Origin of the sequence: Arthrobacter sp. 9MFCol3.1, from assembly GCF_000620385.1 — a bacterium.
Classification (GTDB): Bacteria; Actinomycetota; Actinomycetes; order Actinomycetales; family Micrococcaceae; genus Arthrobacter.
Genome location: NZ_JIBJ01000009.1, coordinates 31,956 through 48,171, shown reverse-complemented (window position 1 = coordinate 48,171; position 16,216 = coordinate 31,956). Strand labels below are relative to the sequence as shown.

16 protein-coding genes are annotated in these 16,216 nt (G+C 68.1%); 3 read left to right on the top strand and 13 right to left on the bottom strand.

Annotation, left to right across the window (positions count from 1 at the left end; translation table 11 throughout):
* Positions 1–8: 8 nt before the first annotated feature.
* From C560_RS0111230 to dxr, 7 genes are all read right to left on the bottom strand, one after another.
* Positions 9–905, bottom strand: a complete 897-nt coding sequence (locus C560_RS0111230) for a GNAT family N-acetyltransferase (RefSeq protein WP_442853158.1) — start codon at positions 903–905, stop codon at positions 9–11.
* The gene (ispG, locus tag C560_RS0111225; RefSeq protein WP_026266621.1) at positions 859–2,025 is read right to left on the bottom strand and encodes a flavodoxin-dependent (E)-4-hydroxy-3-methylbut-2-enyl-diphosphate synthase; all 1,167 of its coding nucleotides are present in this window, start codon (positions 2,023–2,025) and stop codon (positions 859–861) included. Before ispG ends, C560_RS0111230 begins: the two co-directional genes overlap by 47 nt.
* Before the next feature lie 49 nt (positions 2,026–2,074).
* On the bottom strand, positions 2,075–2,365 hold the full coding sequence (locus tag C560_RS0111220) for a YciI family protein (RefSeq protein WP_018774516.1): 291 nt from the start codon (positions 2,363–2,365) through the stop codon (positions 2,075–2,077).
* A gap of 58 nt (positions 2,366–2,423) precedes the next feature.
* Positions 2,424–2,957 (bottom strand): hypothetical protein, encoded by a 534-nt coding sequence (locus tag C560_RS0111215; protein WP_026538276.1) that lies wholly within the window; start codon positions 2,955–2,957, stop codon positions 2,424–2,426.
* Positions 2,954–3,643: a hypothetical protein gene (locus C560_RS0111210; RefSeq protein WP_026538275.1), complete on the bottom strand. Its 690-nt coding sequence runs from the start codon at positions 3,641–3,643 to the stop codon at positions 2,954–2,956. The genes C560_RS0111215 and C560_RS0111210 overlap by 4 nt, the downstream gene beginning before the upstream one ends.
* Before the next feature lie 119 nt (positions 3,644–3,762).
* Entirely contained in the window at positions 3,763–5,094 is a 1,332-nt protein-coding gene (locus C560_RS0111205) for a M50 family metallopeptidase (RefSeq protein WP_026538274.1), read from the bottom strand.
* 18 nt (positions 5,095–5,112) lie between these two features.
* On the bottom strand, positions 5,113–6,297 hold the full coding sequence (gene dxr, locus C560_RS0111200) for a 1-deoxy-D-xylulose-5-phosphate reductoisomerase (RefSeq protein ID WP_026538273.1): 1,185 nt from the start codon (positions 6,295–6,297) through the stop codon (positions 5,113–5,115).
* A 121-nt stretch (positions 6,298–6,418) separates the two neighbouring features.
* Between dxr and C560_RS0111195 the strand changes: the two genes are divergently transcribed.
* A complete protein-coding gene (locus tag C560_RS0111195) occupies positions 6,419–7,927 on the top strand; it encodes a lipase maturation factor family protein (protein WP_043423017.1) in 1,509 nt (502 codons plus the stop codon).
* A 153-nt stretch (positions 7,928–8,080) separates the two neighbouring features.
* On the opposite strand, the gene C560_RS0111190 is transcribed toward C560_RS0111195, so the two are convergent.
* The 3 genes from C560_RS0111190 to C560_RS0111180 are packed head-to-tail and all read right to left on the bottom strand — an operon-like array spanning position 8,081 to position 11,179.
* Positions 8,081–9,613: a tripartite tricarboxylate transporter permease gene (locus tag C560_RS0111190; RefSeq protein WP_026538271.1), complete on the bottom strand. Its 1,533-nt coding sequence runs from the start codon at positions 9,611–9,613 to the stop codon at positions 8,081–8,083.
* Positions 9,606–10,145 (bottom strand): tripartite tricarboxylate transporter TctB family protein, encoded by a 540-nt coding sequence (locus tag C560_RS0111185; RefSeq protein ID WP_018774523.1) that lies wholly within the window; start codon positions 10,143–10,145, stop codon positions 9,606–9,608. The genes C560_RS0111190 and C560_RS0111185 overlap by 8 nt, the downstream gene beginning before the upstream one ends.
* A gap of 2 nt (positions 10,146–10,147) precedes the next feature.
* Positions 10,148–11,179, bottom strand: a complete 1,032-nt coding sequence (locus C560_RS0111180; RefSeq protein ID WP_026538270.1) for a Bug family tripartite tricarboxylate transporter substrate binding protein — start codon at positions 11,177–11,179, stop codon at positions 10,148–10,150.
* Positions 11,180–11,351: 172 nt separating this feature from the next.
* On the opposite strand from C560_RS0111180, the gene C560_RS0111175 reads away from it, so the two are divergent.
* On the top strand, positions 11,352–12,932 hold the full coding sequence (locus tag C560_RS0111175) for an ATP-binding protein (RefSeq protein WP_026538269.1): 1,581 nt from the start codon (positions 11,352–11,354) through the stop codon (positions 12,930–12,932).
* On the top strand, positions 12,929–13,666 hold the full coding sequence (locus C560_RS0111170) for a response regulator (RefSeq protein ID WP_026538268.1): 738 nt from the start codon (positions 12,929–12,931) through the stop codon (positions 13,664–13,666). The genes C560_RS0111175 and C560_RS0111170 overlap by 4 nt, the downstream gene beginning before the upstream one ends.
* Before the next feature lie 380 nt (positions 13,667–14,046).
* Here the strand turns inward: C560_RS0111170 and C560_RS0111165 are convergent, their stop codons facing one another.
* Genes C560_RS0111165 through C560_RS0111155 form a run of 3 tightly spaced genes read right to left on the bottom strand, consistent with a single transcriptional unit; the run spans position 14,047 to position 16,216 of the window.
* Positions 14,047–14,889, bottom strand: a complete 843-nt coding sequence (locus C560_RS0111165; protein WP_018774527.1) for an HpcH/HpaI aldolase/citrate lyase family protein — start codon at positions 14,887–14,889, stop codon at positions 14,047–14,049.
* Positions 14,886–15,458 (bottom strand): MaoC family dehydratase, encoded by a 573-nt coding sequence (locus C560_RS21645; protein WP_026538267.1) that lies wholly within the window; start codon positions 15,456–15,458, stop codon positions 14,886–14,888. Before C560_RS21645 ends, C560_RS0111165 begins: the two co-directional genes overlap by 4 nt.
* The gene (locus tag C560_RS0111155) at positions 15,455–16,216 is read right to left on the bottom strand and encodes a CoA transferase subunit B (protein WP_026538266.1); all 762 of its coding nucleotides are present in this window, start codon (positions 16,214–16,216) and stop codon (positions 15,455–15,457) included. The genes C560_RS21645 and C560_RS0111155 overlap by 4 nt, the downstream gene beginning before the upstream one ends.

Sequence of the window (16,216 nt, the reverse complement as noted above, 5' to 3'; positions counted from 1 at the left end):
TTTGCCCGCTAGAAGAGCACTGTAGCGAACGTGCCCACCTGGCGAAAGCCCACCCGATCGTAGGTGGCGCGCGCCTTGGCGTTGAACCCGTTGACGTACAGGCTGGTCACCGGCGCGAGGGTCTGGGCGAGGACGACGACGGCGGCCATGTAGCCCGCGCTCAGTCCCAGTCCGCGGAACTCGGGATTCATCCAGACGCCCTGGACCTGGGTCACTTCCGGCGTGACGGCGCCGAGTTCGGCCTTGAAGACCACTTCGCCGGCGGCGTTCACGTGCACGAGGGAATGGCCCTGCCGGATAAGGCTCTTGACGCGCCGGCTGTAATACTCCCTGCCGCCGAGGTAGGGCGAATAGCCCACCTCTTCCTCGAACATCGCGGCGCAGGCGGGCAGGATCTTGTCGAAGTCGGCCAGCTGGCCAAAGCCGAGTGCGGGTTCGGGCCGGACAGCGGGCGGGCCCGAGATCGTCAGCAGGGGCTGGTGGTCCCGGACCTCGTGGGCGGTCTGGCCGAGCTGCTCCAGTGCCGTGTAGATGGCCAGGACCGTTTCGGCGGGGCCAAAGATCGAGGCGTAGCGGCGCCTGGAGCGGTGCGCGGCCATGGCAATGAGGCCGGCGAGCTCGGGCGCCAGCTCGATCGGCACCAGGTTGGCTCCCGCCCAGCAGGCACCGAGGAGGGTGCCGCCGTCGAACACGCCGAGAATGCTGGCGCCCCCGGCCGTGGGAGACGCCGTGCCGGCGGCTTCCAAGTGCGAGAGGATGAAGACGTTGGCGACGGCGTCCCGGTGCGCCAGCGCCAGCAGTTGTCCAGTGTCCGCGCCGCCAAGGACGCGGACGACGACGCCGGGAGCGGCGTCGTCCCTACGAGACGCTAACCACGGGGCTACCCTTGACAGCATCTTCGCCATCGCCGTCCCCCATCTCTTCCGCGATACGCATGGCTTCTTCGATCAGTGTCTCAACAATCTGATCCTCCGGGACAGTCTTGATGACTTCGCCCCTGACAAAGATCTGGCCCTTGCCGTTGCCGGAGGCAACGCCGAGATCGGCCTCGCGGGCCTCGCCGGGACCATTGACTACGCAGCCCATGACTGCCACGCGCAGCGGCACTTCCATGCCTTCCAGGCCAGCGGTGACCTGCTCGGCGAGCGTGTAGACGTCCACCTGGGCGCGGCCGCAGGACGGGCAGGAGACGATTTCCAGCTTGCGGGGGCGCAGGTTGAGCGACTGCAGGATCTGGTTGCCCACCTTGATTTCCTCGACGGGCGGTGCCGAGAGGGAGACGCGGATGGTGTCGCCGATCCCGCGGGAGAGCAGGGCGCCAAACGCCGTGGCGGACTTGATGGTGCCCTGGAAGGCCGGTCCGGCCTCGGTGACGCCGAGGTGCAGGGGCCAGTCGCCCTTCTCAGCCAGCATCTCGTAGGCAGCAACCATGATGACCGGGTCGTTGTGCTTGACGGAGATCTTGAAGTCGTGGAAACCGTGCTCTTCGAAGAGCGAGGCCTCCCAGACGGCGGATTCCACGAGGGCCTCCGGGGTGGCCTTGCCGTATTTCTTCATGATGCCCGGCTCCAGGGATCCGGCGTTGACGCCGATCCGGATGGAGGTGCCGTGGTCCTTTGCGGCCCGGGCGATCTCCTTGACCTGGTCATCGAACTTGCGGATGTTGCCCGGGTTCACGCGCACGGCGGCACAGCCGGCCTCGATCGCGGCGAAGACGTACTTCGGCTGGAAGTGGATGTCCGCGATCACCGGGATCTGGGACTTCCTGGCGATGATCGGCAGCGCCTCGGCGTCGTCGGCGGACGGACAGGCGACGCGCACGATGTCGCAGCCGGAGGCCGTGAGTTCCGCGATCTGCTGCAGGGTGGCGTTGATGTCGGTCGTCGGCGTCGTGGTCATGGACTGGACGCTGATGGGCGAATCGGAGCCGACGCCCACTGATCCCACCTTGATCTGGCGCGTCTTCCGGCGGGGGGCAAGGACGGGGGGCGGTGCTGACGGCATTCCCAGGCTGACCGAGGTCACATGGACTCCCTTGTTGAATTCGAAGTTGCGAAGGTGCGGGCGGGACGGGCTAGGCGTGCCCGGCCAGAAGACCGGTCAGCGGCGCCCACACGGTGGTGCGGGTGCCCGAGATGGCACCGGCGGCTGCGAAGGGGTCCTGCCGCAGAAGGTCGTTCAGGGCCGCCTCATCGGCCGCCTTGAAGATGAGCAGCGCGCCTGCGCCGTCGCCGTAGGGGCCGCTGGCCAGCAGGGCGCCCTCGCGGGCAAGTCCCGCCGTCCATTCGCGGTGTGCCGGGCGGCTGGCATCGCGGACCTCGGATGATTCGGCGTCGTACACGTACTCCACAGCAAAAACAGTCATATGGATACACTATCGCCCTGTTTGCCCGGTTCCCATCCGGAGGCGCCGGGGCACGCGGTCAGCCGAGGAAGAGGACCTTGGCCAGGGCGGCGACACCGGCTGCCCAGAGCATGGAGGTGAGGGTTCCGATGATGAACCGCTCGGCGGCCACCGGGGTGGCTTTCAACTCGGCAAAGCGGCCGAGGCCCTTGATGGCCACGACATAGGCGATGGCGACGGGCTGGCCGGCCAGGATTGCCAGGCACACTGCGAACCGTTCCAGGATGCCGATAATCGCGCCGCCACGCAGGATGCGCACGCTGCTGACGGTCTCGGCGGACGGGGCGGACGGGGCGGCGGCCGCCGCTGCCGGGGTGGGCGTTGCGGTGTCCGGCCCGGCCGGCTCCGCGGCCGGCTGGATGTCGGGGTCTGTGGTGGAGTCCGCGGAGGGGTCCTCAGCCGCGTCCCCGCCGGCGGCGGCGCCGCCGGCGTCGGCCCGGTCATCAATGGTCCGGTCATCAATGGTCCGGGCGAGGCGGAACACCCAGGCAGTGACCGGCCAGCCGACGAATCCTGCGGTGAGCAGGGCCAGCGTGATCCAGAGGGCGTTCACTTCTCTCCTTCGATGCTGTCGTGGGCGAGGGTCAGCAACAATTCCGCGGCCGGCCTCGCGGCCCATTCTTCCTGCCAGCCCGAGCGAAGGACTGCGCGGCTCACCGACTGCTCCGTGATTCCGAGTTTCTGTGCCGCTATTTTTTGGCTGCCGTGGGTTCCGTGGGTGTCGTGCCGCACCGAGCGCAGCACGTCCACCACCTTCCATTGCGCCGCGGTCCGGTCCTGGACCAGGCGGCCAATCAGCCGGAGCACCGCCTCCGCATTGGCGCAGGCCCTGGCCCCCTGGGACCCGTTAGCGCCGTCCGCGCCCGCATTCGCTGCATTTGCCCGACGGCGGTCGCGGCCGGCGACCACGGCGAGGGGCACATGGGCGGCCGCCCCCTTGGCCCGGTCAACGGCGGCCCGGGCCGCCACGAAGGCGGGACCGGAGCCTTCGCGCGGGCTGGCGGGCAGCGGCAGGTCCACCTCCCCCACCCCGATTCCGACATACCAGCGGCCGCTGCGCAGGGCGTGCAGGGCGATCTCCACCACCTCGTCGGCCCGTTCCACGACGCCCTGGACCTCGTCGCCGACCGAGCGCTCAAAGCGCCCGGCGGTGGATAGTGCGCTGAGCCCCTTCAGGAGGCCGGGGACCCGGTCGATGTCGCCCGTGCTGCCCCGCTGGTCGATCGTCATGACGTACATGACCCCAGCCTAGGGAGGTGATCGTGAATAATCAACCATTTTCAACTGATTATTTAAAATCAGCCGAAATAGGCTTATGAATGGTAGTCAGCGGGATTTGGCTGGAATGCCGGCCGGCACTATCCGAAGAGGTTGACCGGCTTGACGATGTCGGCGTAGATCAGCAGCGCGCCCATGCCCATCAGCAGCACCGCCACCACATACGTCACCGGGAGCAGCTTGGCGATATCGAAGGCGCCGGGATCCGGGCGGCCGAACAGCTTGGCGATCTGGCGGCGGGCCCCCTCGTACAGCGCGCCCGCGATGTGGCCGCCGTCGAGCGGCAGCAGCGGAATGAGGTTGAAGACGGCCAGGGCGAAGTTGAGTCCGGCCAGCAAACCCACCAGGGCGGCGAAGCGGGACTGCAGCGGGACCTCCTCCATCGCGGCGACCTCGCCGGCCACGCGGCCCACGCCCACCACGCTGATGGGGCCGTTGGGATCGCGGGGTTCCTCGCTGAAGGCTGCCTTGGCCACGCCGCCCACGCGCTCCGGCAGGTTCACCACGACGCCGGCAACCTGCTTGATGTTCTCCCCCGCCATGGGCAGCACGGACGACGCCGGCTGCTGCACGAGTGCCGTCTGGGCGCCGATGCCCAGGAAGCCGACGTCCTGGTACTGGAGGCTGCCGTCAGCGGCCTTGGCCTGACGGCCGTCGGGGCCGAGGACCGGGCGGGCGGAGAGCACGGGCGTGACAGTGGTGGAGACGGTGGCGCCGCCGCGCTCCACGGTGATGCTGACCTGCCGGCCCGCCGAGGCGCGGATCCAGCCGGTGAGTTCGTCCCAGCTGGTGACGGCCTTGCCGTCGAAGGAGGTGATGGTGTCATTCGGCAACAGTCCCGCGGCCGCGGCGGGGGTGGGCTTGCAGTCGGCGGAGTCCGGGTCCACGGTCTCGCCGGCCTTGACCTGGCACTTGGAGACGTCCGCGATGGTGGTGGTCTGGCTGGCGGTGCCGAATCCCATCAGCAGCACCGCGGTCAACACGACGCCGATCAGCAGGTTCATCGCGGGCCCGCCGAGCATGATGATGATCTTCTTCCAGACCGGCAGCCGGTAGAAGACCCGGTTTTCGTCGTCCGGGCCGATTTCCTCGTGGGCCAGGGAGCGGGCATCGGATGCCAGCGACTGGAACATTCCGGTGCTGGAGGTGCGGACGGTGCCGTCTTCCTTGTTGGGCGGGTACATCCCGATCATGGACACGTAGCCGCCCAGCGGGATGGCCTTGAGGCCGTACTCGGTTTCGCCCCTCCTCTTGGACCAGACGGTGGGTCCGAAACCGATCATGTACTTGGTCACGCGGACCTTGAACAGCTTGGCCGGGAGCAGGTGCCCGACTTCATGCAGGGCAATGGACGCGGCGATGCCGATCGCCACGAAGATGACACCGAGGATAAAGAGGAGGACGGGGCTCATACTGTGATCTGCTGCTTCCTAGACGCTTCTGACGGCTAAACGTTCGTGGGTGCGGGCGCGTGCCCATCTTTCAGCATCCAGTACGGACTCCACCGTCAGCCCGGAGGAGCCTGTGTGTTCGCTGAGGACGGCATCGATGGTGTCCACGATGTCGGTGAACCGGATCTGCCCGGCGTGGAAGGCCATCACCGCTTCCTCGTTCGCGGCGTTGAACACGGCCGGGAAGGTGCTGCCCTGCGTGGCGGCAGCCTTGGCGAGGGCGACGGCGGGGAACGCCACGGCGTCCAGCGGCTCGAACGTCCAGCTGGTGGCCTTGCTCCAGTCGCAGGCGCTGGCGGATCCGGGCACGCGGTCCGGCCAGCCGAGGCCGAGGGCAATGGGCAGGCGCATGTCCGGCGGCGAGGCCTGGGCGATCGTGGAGCCGTCGACGAACTGGACCATGGAGTGCACCACGGACTGCGGGTGGACCACGACGTCGATCTTCTCCAGGGGGATATCGAAGAGCAGGTGCGCCTCGATCACCTCCAGGCCCTTGTTGACCAGGCTGGCGGAGTTGGTGGTGACCATCAGGCCCATGTCCCACGTGGGGTGGGCGAGGGCGTCCTGCGGCGAGACGTCGTGCAGTTCGTCCCGGGTTTTGCCGCGGAACGGCCCGCCCGATGCCGTCAGGATCAGCCGGTCCACTTCCGCGGCGGAGCCGGAGCGCAGGCATTGGGCAATGGCCGAGTGCTCCGAATCCACAGGCACGATCTGCCCTTCGCGGGCCGCGGCCTTGACCAAGGCACCGCCGACGATCAGGGACTCCTTGTTGGCCAGGGCCAGGGTGGCACCGGATCGGAGCGCGGCCAGGGTGGGGGCAAGCCCGATGGAGCCGGTGATGCCGTTGAGGACGACGTCGGCACTGATTTCCGCGATCCGGGTGGAGGCGTCGGGGCCGGTGATGATCTCGGGACGGTAGCCCGTCACTGAAGCCGCGCGGGCGGCGTCGTCGATCATGTCCCGGAGGGCGGAGGCCTCCCCAGAGGCGACACCGACGGCCCAGGCCCGGGTGTGGACGGCCTGCCGGGCCAGGAGTTCGAGGTTGCCGCCGCCGGCGCTGAGCGCGACGACCTCAAAAAGGTGCGGGGCGCCGTCGACGACGTCGATCGCCTGTGTGCCGATGGAACCGGTGGACCCGAGGAGGACGATTTTGCGCGGCTGCATGATTCAAGTATCCCGCACCGTTATCCCATACTGCGTTCGGTGCTCGGGTTGCCGCTTTCCCCGCGCTGGCGGGTCGCCGCCACTCGTTGACGCAGCAGAGCGGAAGCGTAACGTGGAAAACGTGGAGTGGACCGCGTGGTTCGACGCGCCGGAGTACGAGTTCGCCCGGCAGGTGCTGCAGCGCAGCACCGCCACCCTGTATTTCGTGGCCTTCCTCTCCTCGCTCAACCAGTTCCCGGCCCTCCTCGGCGAGCGCGGCCTGTTGCCGGTGCCGGCGTACCTCGAAGGCTTCAACCGTTTGGGCCGGCCGAGCCTGTTCCGCTGGCGCTACTCGGACCGGCTGCTGCGGACGGTGTGCTGGAGCGGCATGGCCATTGCCGCCACGCTGGTCGCCGGGCTGCCGCAGCTCGGGCCGCCCTGGGTTCCGCTCATTGCGTTCCTGGCCCTGTGGCTGCTGTACATGTCGATCGTGAACGTGGGGCAGACGTTCTACGGCTTCGGCTGGGAGATGCTGCTGCTGGAGGCCGGGTTCACGGTGGCGTTCCTCGGCTCCGACCAGACTCCCCCGCCGCGGACCATCCTGATCCTGCTGGTCTGGCTGGTGTTCCGGCTGGAGTTCGGCGCCGGCCTGATCAAGATCCGGGGCGGCCCGGAATGGCGGGACCTGACGGCCCTGTATTACCACCACGAGACCCAGCCGATGCCGGGGCCGCTGAGCCGGCAGGCCCACCTGCTCCCCAAGGTCTGGCACCGGCTGGAGGTCCTGGGCAACCACTTCGCCCAGCTGGTGGTGCCCTTCTTCCTCTTTGCCCCTCAGCCCCTGGCCAGCGCCGCCGCCGGGATCATCATTTTCACCCAGCTGTGGCTGGTGGTGACCGGAAACTTCGCCTGGCTGAACTGGCTGGCGATCATCCTGGCCTTCGCGGCGGTCAGCGATCCTGTGGCGCACGCCGTGATCCCGGCGATCCCGCTGGACTGGCATGCCGCGTCCGCAGCCGCGTCCGCAGGAACCGGAGCCGAAGGGGCCGGGGCGGGCAGCCAGGCGCCGGTTGCGTGGCTCGTGGTGGTCCTGGTTGCCACCGTGCTGCTGGTGGTGCTCAGCTACCGGCCCATCGAGAACCTCTTCTCCCACCACCAGTTGATGAACGCATCCTTCAACCGCTGGCAGCTGGTGAACACCTACGGCGCGTTCGGCACCGTCACGAAGCGGCGGATCGAGATCGTGGTGGAGGGGACGCTCGACTCGGATCCCGGCGACGACGCGGACTGGCGGGAGTACGGGTTCAGGGGCAAGCCCGGCGACGTCCGGCGCATCCCGCGCCAGTACGCCCCGTACCACCTGCGGCTGGACTGGCTGATGTGGTTCCTGCCGCTGCGTACCGTGCACGAGGAGTGGTTCTACGCATTCCTGGCCAAACTGCTGGCGGCGGACCGGCCCACGCTGCGGCTGTTGCGCCACGACCCGTTCGACGGCGGACGGCCGCACTGGGTGCGTGCCAGCAGCTACCTCTACCGTTTCTCCACCCGGGCCGAGTTCCGCGCGACGGGCCAGCGCTGGATCCGGACCCCGCTGTATATCGTCATCCCGCCGTCGCGGCTCCCGTCGTCGCGCCCGACGTCGGAGGGCTGAGGGCCGACGGACGCGTGAGGCCCGTCGGAGCGCTGAGGCCCGTTCCAGGCGGCCCAGGGCCCGCGGTGCGTTCTCCTGCGCCGTTTGCCGCAAATGGCCGGAATGAGGGTCGTCATTCCGGCCATTTGCGGCAATCCAGTGGCACGCCCGCGCCTAGACGGACACCTCTTCCTTCGCCGGCGCAGCCTCCAACGTTGCCTGGCGGCGGCGCAGCCACCACGAGGCAACGAAGATCAGCGCCATGGAGACATAGACCACCAAGGCGAACGGCGAGGAGAACAGGGCCATGGGGTCGTTCTGCGAGAGCTGCAGCGAACGCCGCAGCTGCACCTCGAACATCGGTCCCAGGATCATCGCCACCACCATGGGCGCCACAGGGTAGCCGTAGCGGCGCATGAAGTAGCCCAGGATGCCCACCACCAGCAGGATGCCGACGTCGCTCGGGGAGAAGTTCACCGAGAAGGCGCCCAGGGCGGCGAAGACCAGGATGCCGGCGTAGAGGTAGGGCCTGGGGATCTGCAGGATCTTCACCCACAGGCCCACCAGCGGCAGGTTCAGCACCAGCAGCATAAGGTTGCCGACGTACAGCGACGCGATCAGGGTCCAGACCAGGGCGCCCTGGTTTTCGAACAGGAGCGGGCCGGGCTGGATCTGGTAGCGCTGGAAGGCCGTGAGCATCATGGCCGCCGTCGCCGTCGTCGGGATTCCGAGCGTCAGCAACGGCACCAGGACACCGGCGGCCGCGGCGTTGTTGGCCGCTTCCGGTCCGGCGACGCCTTCGATCGCGCCCTTGCCGAACTGGGCCTTGTTGGCGCCCTTGGCCAGCTTCCGCTCGGCCGCGTAGGACAGGAACGTGGAGACGTCCGCGCCGCCGGCCGGAACGGTGCCGATCGGGAACCCGATGAAAGTTCCGCGCAGCCACGGCTTCCAGGACCGCTTCCAGTCCTCCTTTGACAGCCAGGCGTTCTTGCCCTTGCTGACCGGAATGAGCTCCACGGGGCCGTGCCTCAGCTTGGACGCGACATAAAGCGCCTCGCCGAGGGCAAAGAGGCCCACGGCCACGAGGACCATGTCGACGCCGTCCACCAGGGTGGGGTTGTCGAACGTGAAACGCTGCTGCGCCGTGCTGTCATCGATGCCGATCAGGCCGATGAACAGCCCGAGGGCGAGGGATGCCAGGCCGCGCAGGACGGAGGCGCCCAGCAGCGCACCGACGGTCAGGAAGGCCACCACCATGAGGGCCACATAGTCCACAGGGCCGAGGCCGACGGCGAAGTCGGCCACGACGGGCGCCAGGAAGGTCAACAGGACCGTGGCGATGGTGCCCGCGATGAAGGATCCGATCGCCGCCGTCGCCAGTGCTGCCGCTCCCCTGCCGGCCTTGGCCATCTTGTTTCCTTCAAGCGCCGTAACGATCGAGGAGGACTCACCCGGCGTGTTCAGCAGGATGGAGGTGGTGGAACCGCCGTACATGCCGCCGTAGTAGATCCCGGCGAACACGATCAACGCGGCCGCGGGGTCCAGGGCATAGGTGATAGGCATGAGCAGGGCCACGGTCATGGCGGGGCCAATGCCGGGCAGCACCCCGACGGCGGTGCCGACGAAGACCCCGCCCAGCGCGTAGAGCAGGTAGACGGGCTGCAGCGCGGTGCTGAATCCTTCGAGCAGGAGCATGAAGCTATCCATGGAAGAACGGCACCCCCTCCAGCAGCGGCCCCGGCGGCAGGGACACGCCCAGCAGGCCGCCGAAAACGTACTGCAGCACCAGCGCCAGGATCACGGACACGGCGATCGCCTTCCAGAGGGGTTTGGCGTCCAGGGACCAGGCGGCACCGCTGAAGAGCACGGCGGCGGCCACCGGCCAGCCGGCCGGCTCGATCAGGAAGATGTGCAGCACCACGAAGCCCACCAGTTTGGCCAGGGCCACCCAGTCGGTCTTGGCGGTCACGTCCAGGTCTTCACTGTCCTCGGCCTGCCCGACCTTGCCGCGGAGGACCTGCAGGACCACCCCGGCGCCGCACAGCACGAGCAAGCCGCACACGATATAGGGGAAGGCACGCGGGCCGATGCCGGTTTCCGACGGCGGAATCGGAATGGATCCCGCCGTCGCCAGACCCGCGACGCCCACGCTGACGAACACCAGGGCGAACAGGATCTCCCCGGTCGGCCGTTTGGCGGGCGCCGCGGCGGAAGACGACTGTGATGCGAGGGACGACACTGCTACTTGACCAGGCCGATCTGGGTCAGGGTGGTCTTGACCCTGGCGATGTCCTCGGTCAGGAAGGTCTTGAAGCCGTCGCCGGCCAGGAACGCGTCGTCCCAGTTGTTCTTGGTCAAGGTGGACTTCCAGGCCTCGGACGCGTGCAGCTTGGTGACGACGTCGGTCAGCTTCGCACGCTGGGCGTCGTCGATGGACCCGGGAGCCACCACGCCGCGCCAGTTGGTCAGCACGACGTCGATCCCCTGGTCCTTGAGCGGCTTGATCCCGGGAAGGGCCGGGGCCTCGGCCTTTCCGGAGACGGCGAGCGCCCGGACCTTGCCGGCCTTGACCTGTTCGGCGTACTCGCCCACGCCGGAGATGCCGGCCTGGACTTTGTTGCCGAGCAGCGCCGCGATGGACTCGCCGCCGCCGGAGTAGCCGATGTAGTTCAGCTTGTCCGCCTCCACGCCCTGGGATTTCAGGATCTGCCCGGCCAGGATGTGGTCCGCGCCGCCGGCCGAGCCGCCGGTGATGGCCACGCCCTTGCCGTTGGCCTTGATGTCCGCGACGAGGTCGGCGACGGACTGGTACTTCGACGACGCCGGCACCACGAGGACCAGCGGCTCTTCGGTGAGCCGCGCGATCGGGGTGGTGTCTTCGAGCCGGGTCTTGGCGCCATTGGTCTCGACCGCACCCACCATGACGTAGCCCATCACCATGAGGGTGTTGACGTCCTTCTCGGTGGCGAGCTTGGCGAGGCCGTTGGTCCCGCCGCCGCCGCCGATGTTGGTGACCTGGGCGGAGGAGACGAGCTTGTTCGCCTGCAGGTCCTGCTGGATGGCGCGTCCGGTCTGGTCCCAGCCGCCGCCGGGGTTGGCCGGGACGATGATGCTGAGCTTCTTGATGGGGTCGGCGCCCGCGGACGCGCCGGCGGCCGTGCCGGTCCCGCTTCCTGCGCAGGCGGACATGGCCAGGACGACTCCGGCGGCGCCGGCAATGAGGGCGGCGCGGCGGGTGTGGGTGGGCCGGGTGAAAAAGTTCTGGGCAGTCATGGTTTCTCCTTGAGCGAATGTGATGCACATCATTGGAATCACGTCACCGACCCTAGGAGCGCCCGGAGAAGGGCAACAGCATTTGGCCTTAGAGGTAGTAGTGGTCATATTGGTCACGGCCCCGGCCGCCTATTTGGCGGGCGGACTGCGTCGCCAATGGGAAACTTGTGACATGTTTCACAGAATTCCCCTTCGGTACCAGCTGGTCGCGTTGCAGCTGGGCATCGTGCTGGCCGTCCTCACGGCGGTGGGGGCCGTGACCATCCGGATGCAGGAACAACAGCTCCGGGACGCCTACAAGGGCCGGCTGATCGGCGTGGCCGAAAGTGTTGCCCAGCTGCCCTCGGTCATCAACGCCTTCGGAACGCCGTCGCCGGCCCAGACCATCCAGCCGATCGCGGAAGTCATCCGGCAGGCATCCAATGTCACCTATGTGGTGGTGACGGACCGGCACGGGGTCCGGCAGTCGCACCCCAATCCGGCGGAAATCGGCCGGCCGGTCTCCACCGATCCTTCCGTGCCCCTGTCCGGGGAGATCTACGTGGGTACCCAGACGGGCACGCTCGGTGAGTCCTGGCGGGTGAAGGTTCCCATCTTCGATGCGGCCGGCGCGGTGATCGGCTCCGCATCCGTCGGGGTGCTGGAGAGCACCCTGGCCGCCGACCTCCATGAGGACATGCCGCAGCTGTTCGGCTGGCTGCTCGGGGCGGCGCTGCTGAGTTCGCTGGGCGCGATGTATGTCTCGAAACTGGTGTGGCGGCGGATCTACAAACTCGAGCCGGAGGACATTGCCGCCCTGCTGGAGACGCGCGACGCCATGCTCCACGGCCTGGGTGAAGGACTGGTGGCGGTTGACGCCGACGGCAGGATCGCGCTGGTCAATGATGAGGCACGCCGCCTGCTCGCCCTGGCAGGGGACATCACCGGGACCCCGGCAGCGGCAAGCCTGGAACCGGCGGTCCTCCGCTTGCTCTCGGCCGGGTCCGCCACGGAGGAACTGGTGCTCTCGGGTGAGCGGATCCTGCTGGGCAAGGTCAATGCGGCCACCGTCGACGGCCGCGAGGTCGGCAAGGTGCTGATCCTGCGCGACCGCACGGAACTGCACACCGTCCTGCGTGACCGCGACGGCGCCGTGGACGTGACGCAGGCACTCCGTGCCCAGGCGCACGAATTCGCCAACAAACTGCACGTCATCTCCGGGCTGCTGGAGCTCGGAAAGCAGGACAAGGCCATCGAATACCTGGGCCGCAGCCACAACGACGCCGTCTTCGCGAACCGGCCGCTGGCGCCCGGAATCACCGATCACGGGGTCCAGGCTCTGCTGATCGCCAAGTCCACCGTTTGCGCCGAGCGCGGCATCGAGATCATCGTCAGCCCGGATTCGCTGTGCTCGGCCGATGACTCGGGCGACGTCATCACGGTGCTGGGCAACCTGATCGACAACGCTGTGGACGCCGCGGGTTACGACAGCACTGTTGCCATCCGGCTGGGCGAGAGCGCCGACGGCGGGCGGACCATCGTGGTGGAAGACGACGGACCCGGCGTCCCGGTTCCTGAACGCGCTAAAGTGTTCGAGCCCGGCGTGACCAGCAAGGAGGCCGAGGGAATCAACAGCCGCGGGTTTGGGCTGGCCCTGGTCCAGCGGGTTGCCCTCCGGCGCGGAGGCCGGGCGGCGGTGTCCTCATCGGCGTTGGGTGGAGCCTGCTTCTCGGTAGTGCTCAGGACAAAAGAGGCGGAACTACAGAAGCAATGAGCGCCATACGCACCCTCATCATCGACGATGACGTAGCAGTGGCCGGGATCCATCACGGGTTCCTGCTGGCACGCGGCGGATTCGACGTCGTGGCCATGGCCCACACCGGGCAGCAAGGCCTCGATCTGGCCGCGGAGCTGGGGCCGGAGCTGGTATTGCTGGACATCCATTTGCCGGACATGTCCGGCCTGGACGTCCTGCAGCGGCTGCGCGGGCGCCGGCGGCCGGTGGATGTCCTCGTGATCACCGCATCGAGGGAACTTGATACCGTCCGGGGCGCGATGGCCGGCGGGGTGCTGCACTACCTGGTCAAGCCTTTCTCCTCGCAGGCATTGATCGAACGGCTGGACGAGTACGTCATGCTGCGGGAGGAACTGGCCTCCGGCGGCACCGGAGAGCTGGACCAGGCAAGCATCGACCGCCTGGTGGCTCCCTCCCGCCGGTCCACGCTGGCGGAAACTCCGGCGGGGCCGTCATCAGCCCAGCCGGAACCGGGCCAGGCTGCCCTGCGGCTGCCCAAGGGACTCTCCCGGCCCACCCTGGACGCTGTGGTCGAGGCACTGAAGGCCAGCCCGGAGGACGTCTCCGCGGCCGGCCTGGCACTGCAGCTGGGCCTGTCCCGGGTCAGTGCCCGCCGCTACCTCGAGTACCTCGTGGTTCACGGCCATGCCCGGCTGACGCCCCGCTACGGAGCGGCGGGCCGGCCGGAGAACCGGTATCTCTGGCGCCGCTGAACATGTCTGGTTCTTCAAGGCCGCACTGAGCATGTCCAGTTCTTGTAGTCAGCACTGAGCATGTCCAGTTCCTGAAGGCCGCACTGAACATGCCCAGTTCCTGGGGCAGCCGGAGACACGTGGCACAAATGCGGCGCACGGGCCTCGGGGACCGGTCGAGGATTCGGAGCCACAGGGCACCCATTGGACGCAGATGGCCGCAATAGGACCAGCCAATCCGGCCATCTGTGGCGAATCGACGAGTTTCACACGGCAGAGCTTCACCCGGGCCCACGTTGGTGGGCACGTGACGGCGTTTGGGACCCGACGGTCAGGACCCGGTGGGCACGTGACGGCGTCCAGGACCCCGCGGTCAGGACCCGACGTCCAGGACCCGACTATCAGGACCCGACGCGGCCCGCGCGGCGCAGTGTGGACGCGGCGTGCTTGAGGATGGGCCCGTCGATCATCTTGCCCTTGAACTGGAAGACGCCCGAGCCTGCCGTAGAGGCGGCGTCGAGCAGCTCGGCGGCCGCTGAGACGTCGGCCTCGGTGGGTGCGTAGGCTTCGCGGACCACGGCCACCTGGTCGGGATGGATGCAGGCCTTGGACGAGAATCCTGATGCCACGGCGTCGCGGGATTCGAGGGCCAGCCCGGCCAGATCCGGGATGTTGACGTACACGGCGTCGATCGCGTCCTTGCCGAAGGCGCCGGCGGCCAGCAGGACGGACGAGCGGGCGTGCAGCGCGACGGCCCGGTAGCTGCCGTCCTCCGATCGGCTGGAGGTTCCGCCGAGCGAGGCCAGCAGGTCCTCCGCACCCCACATCAGGGCCACCACATTGGGCTCGGCGGCGATGGCGGCGGCATTGAGGACGCCGGCGGCCGTCTCGCAGAGGGCAATCACGCTGTAGCCCTCGAGTTCCCTCAGCTGAGCCGCGCTCTCCGCCTTGGCCAGCATGATGTGCCGGTACGGCGTGTGCTTGAGGCAGTGCATGTCCTTCTCGAACTCGTCCGTGCCCGCCGGGTTGACCCGGACGATCGTGCGGGAAGGATCCAGTTCCGGGACGTCGCCGGTGGCGCCGAGTTGGGCAAGGATGGCGCCGCGGGCCCGCTGTTTGTCGGCGGGGGCGACGGCGTCCTCGAGGTCCACGATCACGGTGTCGGAGCGTTCGGCGGCTTTCTGGTACCGCTCGGGACGGTCGGCGGGGCAGAACAGCAGGGCAGGGCCCATCAGGAAACTCATGTCTCTATTGTCCCCTTTTGCGCGGCTTCCAGCTCGGCAGCGGCGTGGGCCTCGCGTGTCCACATCAGGCAGCTGCGGGCGGCGAGCGCCACGACGTCTCCGTGCTGGTTCCGTCCGGTGTGCTGCATGGTCACGATGCCCTGGCCGGGGCGGGACGCGGACAGTCTCTTCCCGGTCACCACCGTCTCCGTGTACAGGGTGTCCCCGTGGTACAGCGGGCGCGGAAAGGACACATCCGTCAGGCCCAGCTGGGCGATGATGGTGCCCTGGGTCAGCTGTGGCACGGACTGGCCCACCACGGTGGCAAGGGTGAACATCGAATTCATCAGCCGCTGGCCGAAGGGCTGCCCGGCGCTCCAGGCCGCGTCGAGGTGCAGGGCCTGGGTGTTCATGGTCATGGTGGTGAACAGGACGTTATCCGTCTCGGTGACCGTCCGGCCCGGCCGGTGGGCGTAGACCACGCCCTCCTGAAGCTCATCGAAATAGAGGCCGCGCTGCTCGATCACCCGGGGGGTGCCGGTACCCTGGTGTGCGCCTGGGCCCGGTGAAGTCGTGTCTGCGTCGCTCATACGGTCAGTTCCTGGTCTTCCTCAAAGAGTTCGGCTCCGGTGGCCGCCACCACGTCCTCCACGGACACGTTCGGCGCCAGCTCCCGCAGCACCAGCCGGGACTTCCCGCCCTCGGTCACGACGTCGATCACGGCGAGGTCGGTGATGATCCGGTCCACGCAGCCCTTGCCGGTCAACGGCAGCGTGCAGGTTTCCACGATTTTCGGTTTGCCGTTGCGGTCCACGTGATCCATCATCACGATCACCTTCTTGGCCCCGAACACCAGGTCCATCGCGCCGCCCATGCCCTTGACCATCTTGCCCGGGATCATCCAGTTGGCGAGGTCGCCGTTGGCGGCGACCTCCATGGCGCCAAGCACGGCCACATCGACGTGGCCGCCCCGGATCATGCCGAAGGAGGCGGCGGAATCGAAGAACGCCGCACCCTTGTTGACCGTGACGGTTTCCTTGCCGGCATTGATCAGGTCCGGATCGACCTGATCCTCGGCCGGGTACGGCCCGACGCCCAGGATGCCGTTTTCCGAATGCAGCACCACCTCGACGCCGGCCGGAATGTAGTTCGGTATCAGCGTCGGCATGCCGATGCCGAGGTTGACGTACTGGCCGTTGTGCAGTTCCTGCGCCACCCGGGCCGCGAGTTCGTTGCGGGTCCAGCCCTTGCCCTCAATGCCGGCGGCGTGTTCGACGGCGGAGCGCCGGTATTCGTGGCGCACGGCCTCGGGACGGGGCGGGGCCTCAGGGACTTTGTTCGTTTCCAC

Coding starts and splice junctions, on each gene's coding strand:
- C560_RS0111230 (WP_442853158.1), bottom strand. CDS start 905: ATGGCGAAGATGCTGTCAAGGGTAGCCCCGTGGTTAGCGTCTCGTAGG.
- C560_RS0111220 (WP_018774516.1), bottom strand. CDS start 2,365: ATGACTGTTTTTGCTGTGGAGTACGTGTACGACGCCGAATCATCCGAG.
- C560_RS0111210 (WP_026538275.1), bottom strand. CDS start 3,643: ATGTACGTCATGACGATCGACCAGCGGGGCAGCACGGGCGACATCGAC.
- C560_RS0111205 (WP_026538274.1), bottom strand. CDS start 5,094: ATGAGCCCCGTCCTCCTCTTTATCCTCGGTGTCATCTTCGTGGCGATC.
- dxr (WP_026538273.1), bottom strand. CDS start 6,297: ATGCAGCCGCGCAAAATCGTCCTCCTCGGGTCCACCGGTTCCATCGGC.
- C560_RS0111190 (WP_026538271.1), bottom strand. CDS start 9,613: ATGGATAGCTTCATGCTCCTGCTCGAAGGATTCAGCACCGCGCTGCAG.
- C560_RS0111180 (WP_026538270.1), bottom strand. CDS start 11,179: ATGACTGCCCAGAACTTTTTCACCCGGCCCACCCACACCCGCCGCGCC.
- C560_RS0111175 (WP_026538269.1), top strand. CDS start 11,352: ATGTTTCACAGAATTCCCCTTCGGTACCAGCTGGTCGCGTTGCAGCTG.
- C560_RS0111170 (WP_026538268.1), top strand. CDS start 12,929: ATGAGCGCCATACGCACCCTCATCATCGACGATGACGTAGCAGTGGCC.
- C560_RS0111165 (WP_018774527.1), bottom strand. CDS start 14,889: ATGAGTTTCCTGATGGGCCCTGCCCTGCTGTTCTGCCCCGCCGACCGT.
- C560_RS21645 (WP_026538267.1), bottom strand. CDS start 15,458: ATGAGCGACGCAGACACGACTTCACCGGGCCCAGGCGCACACCAGGGT.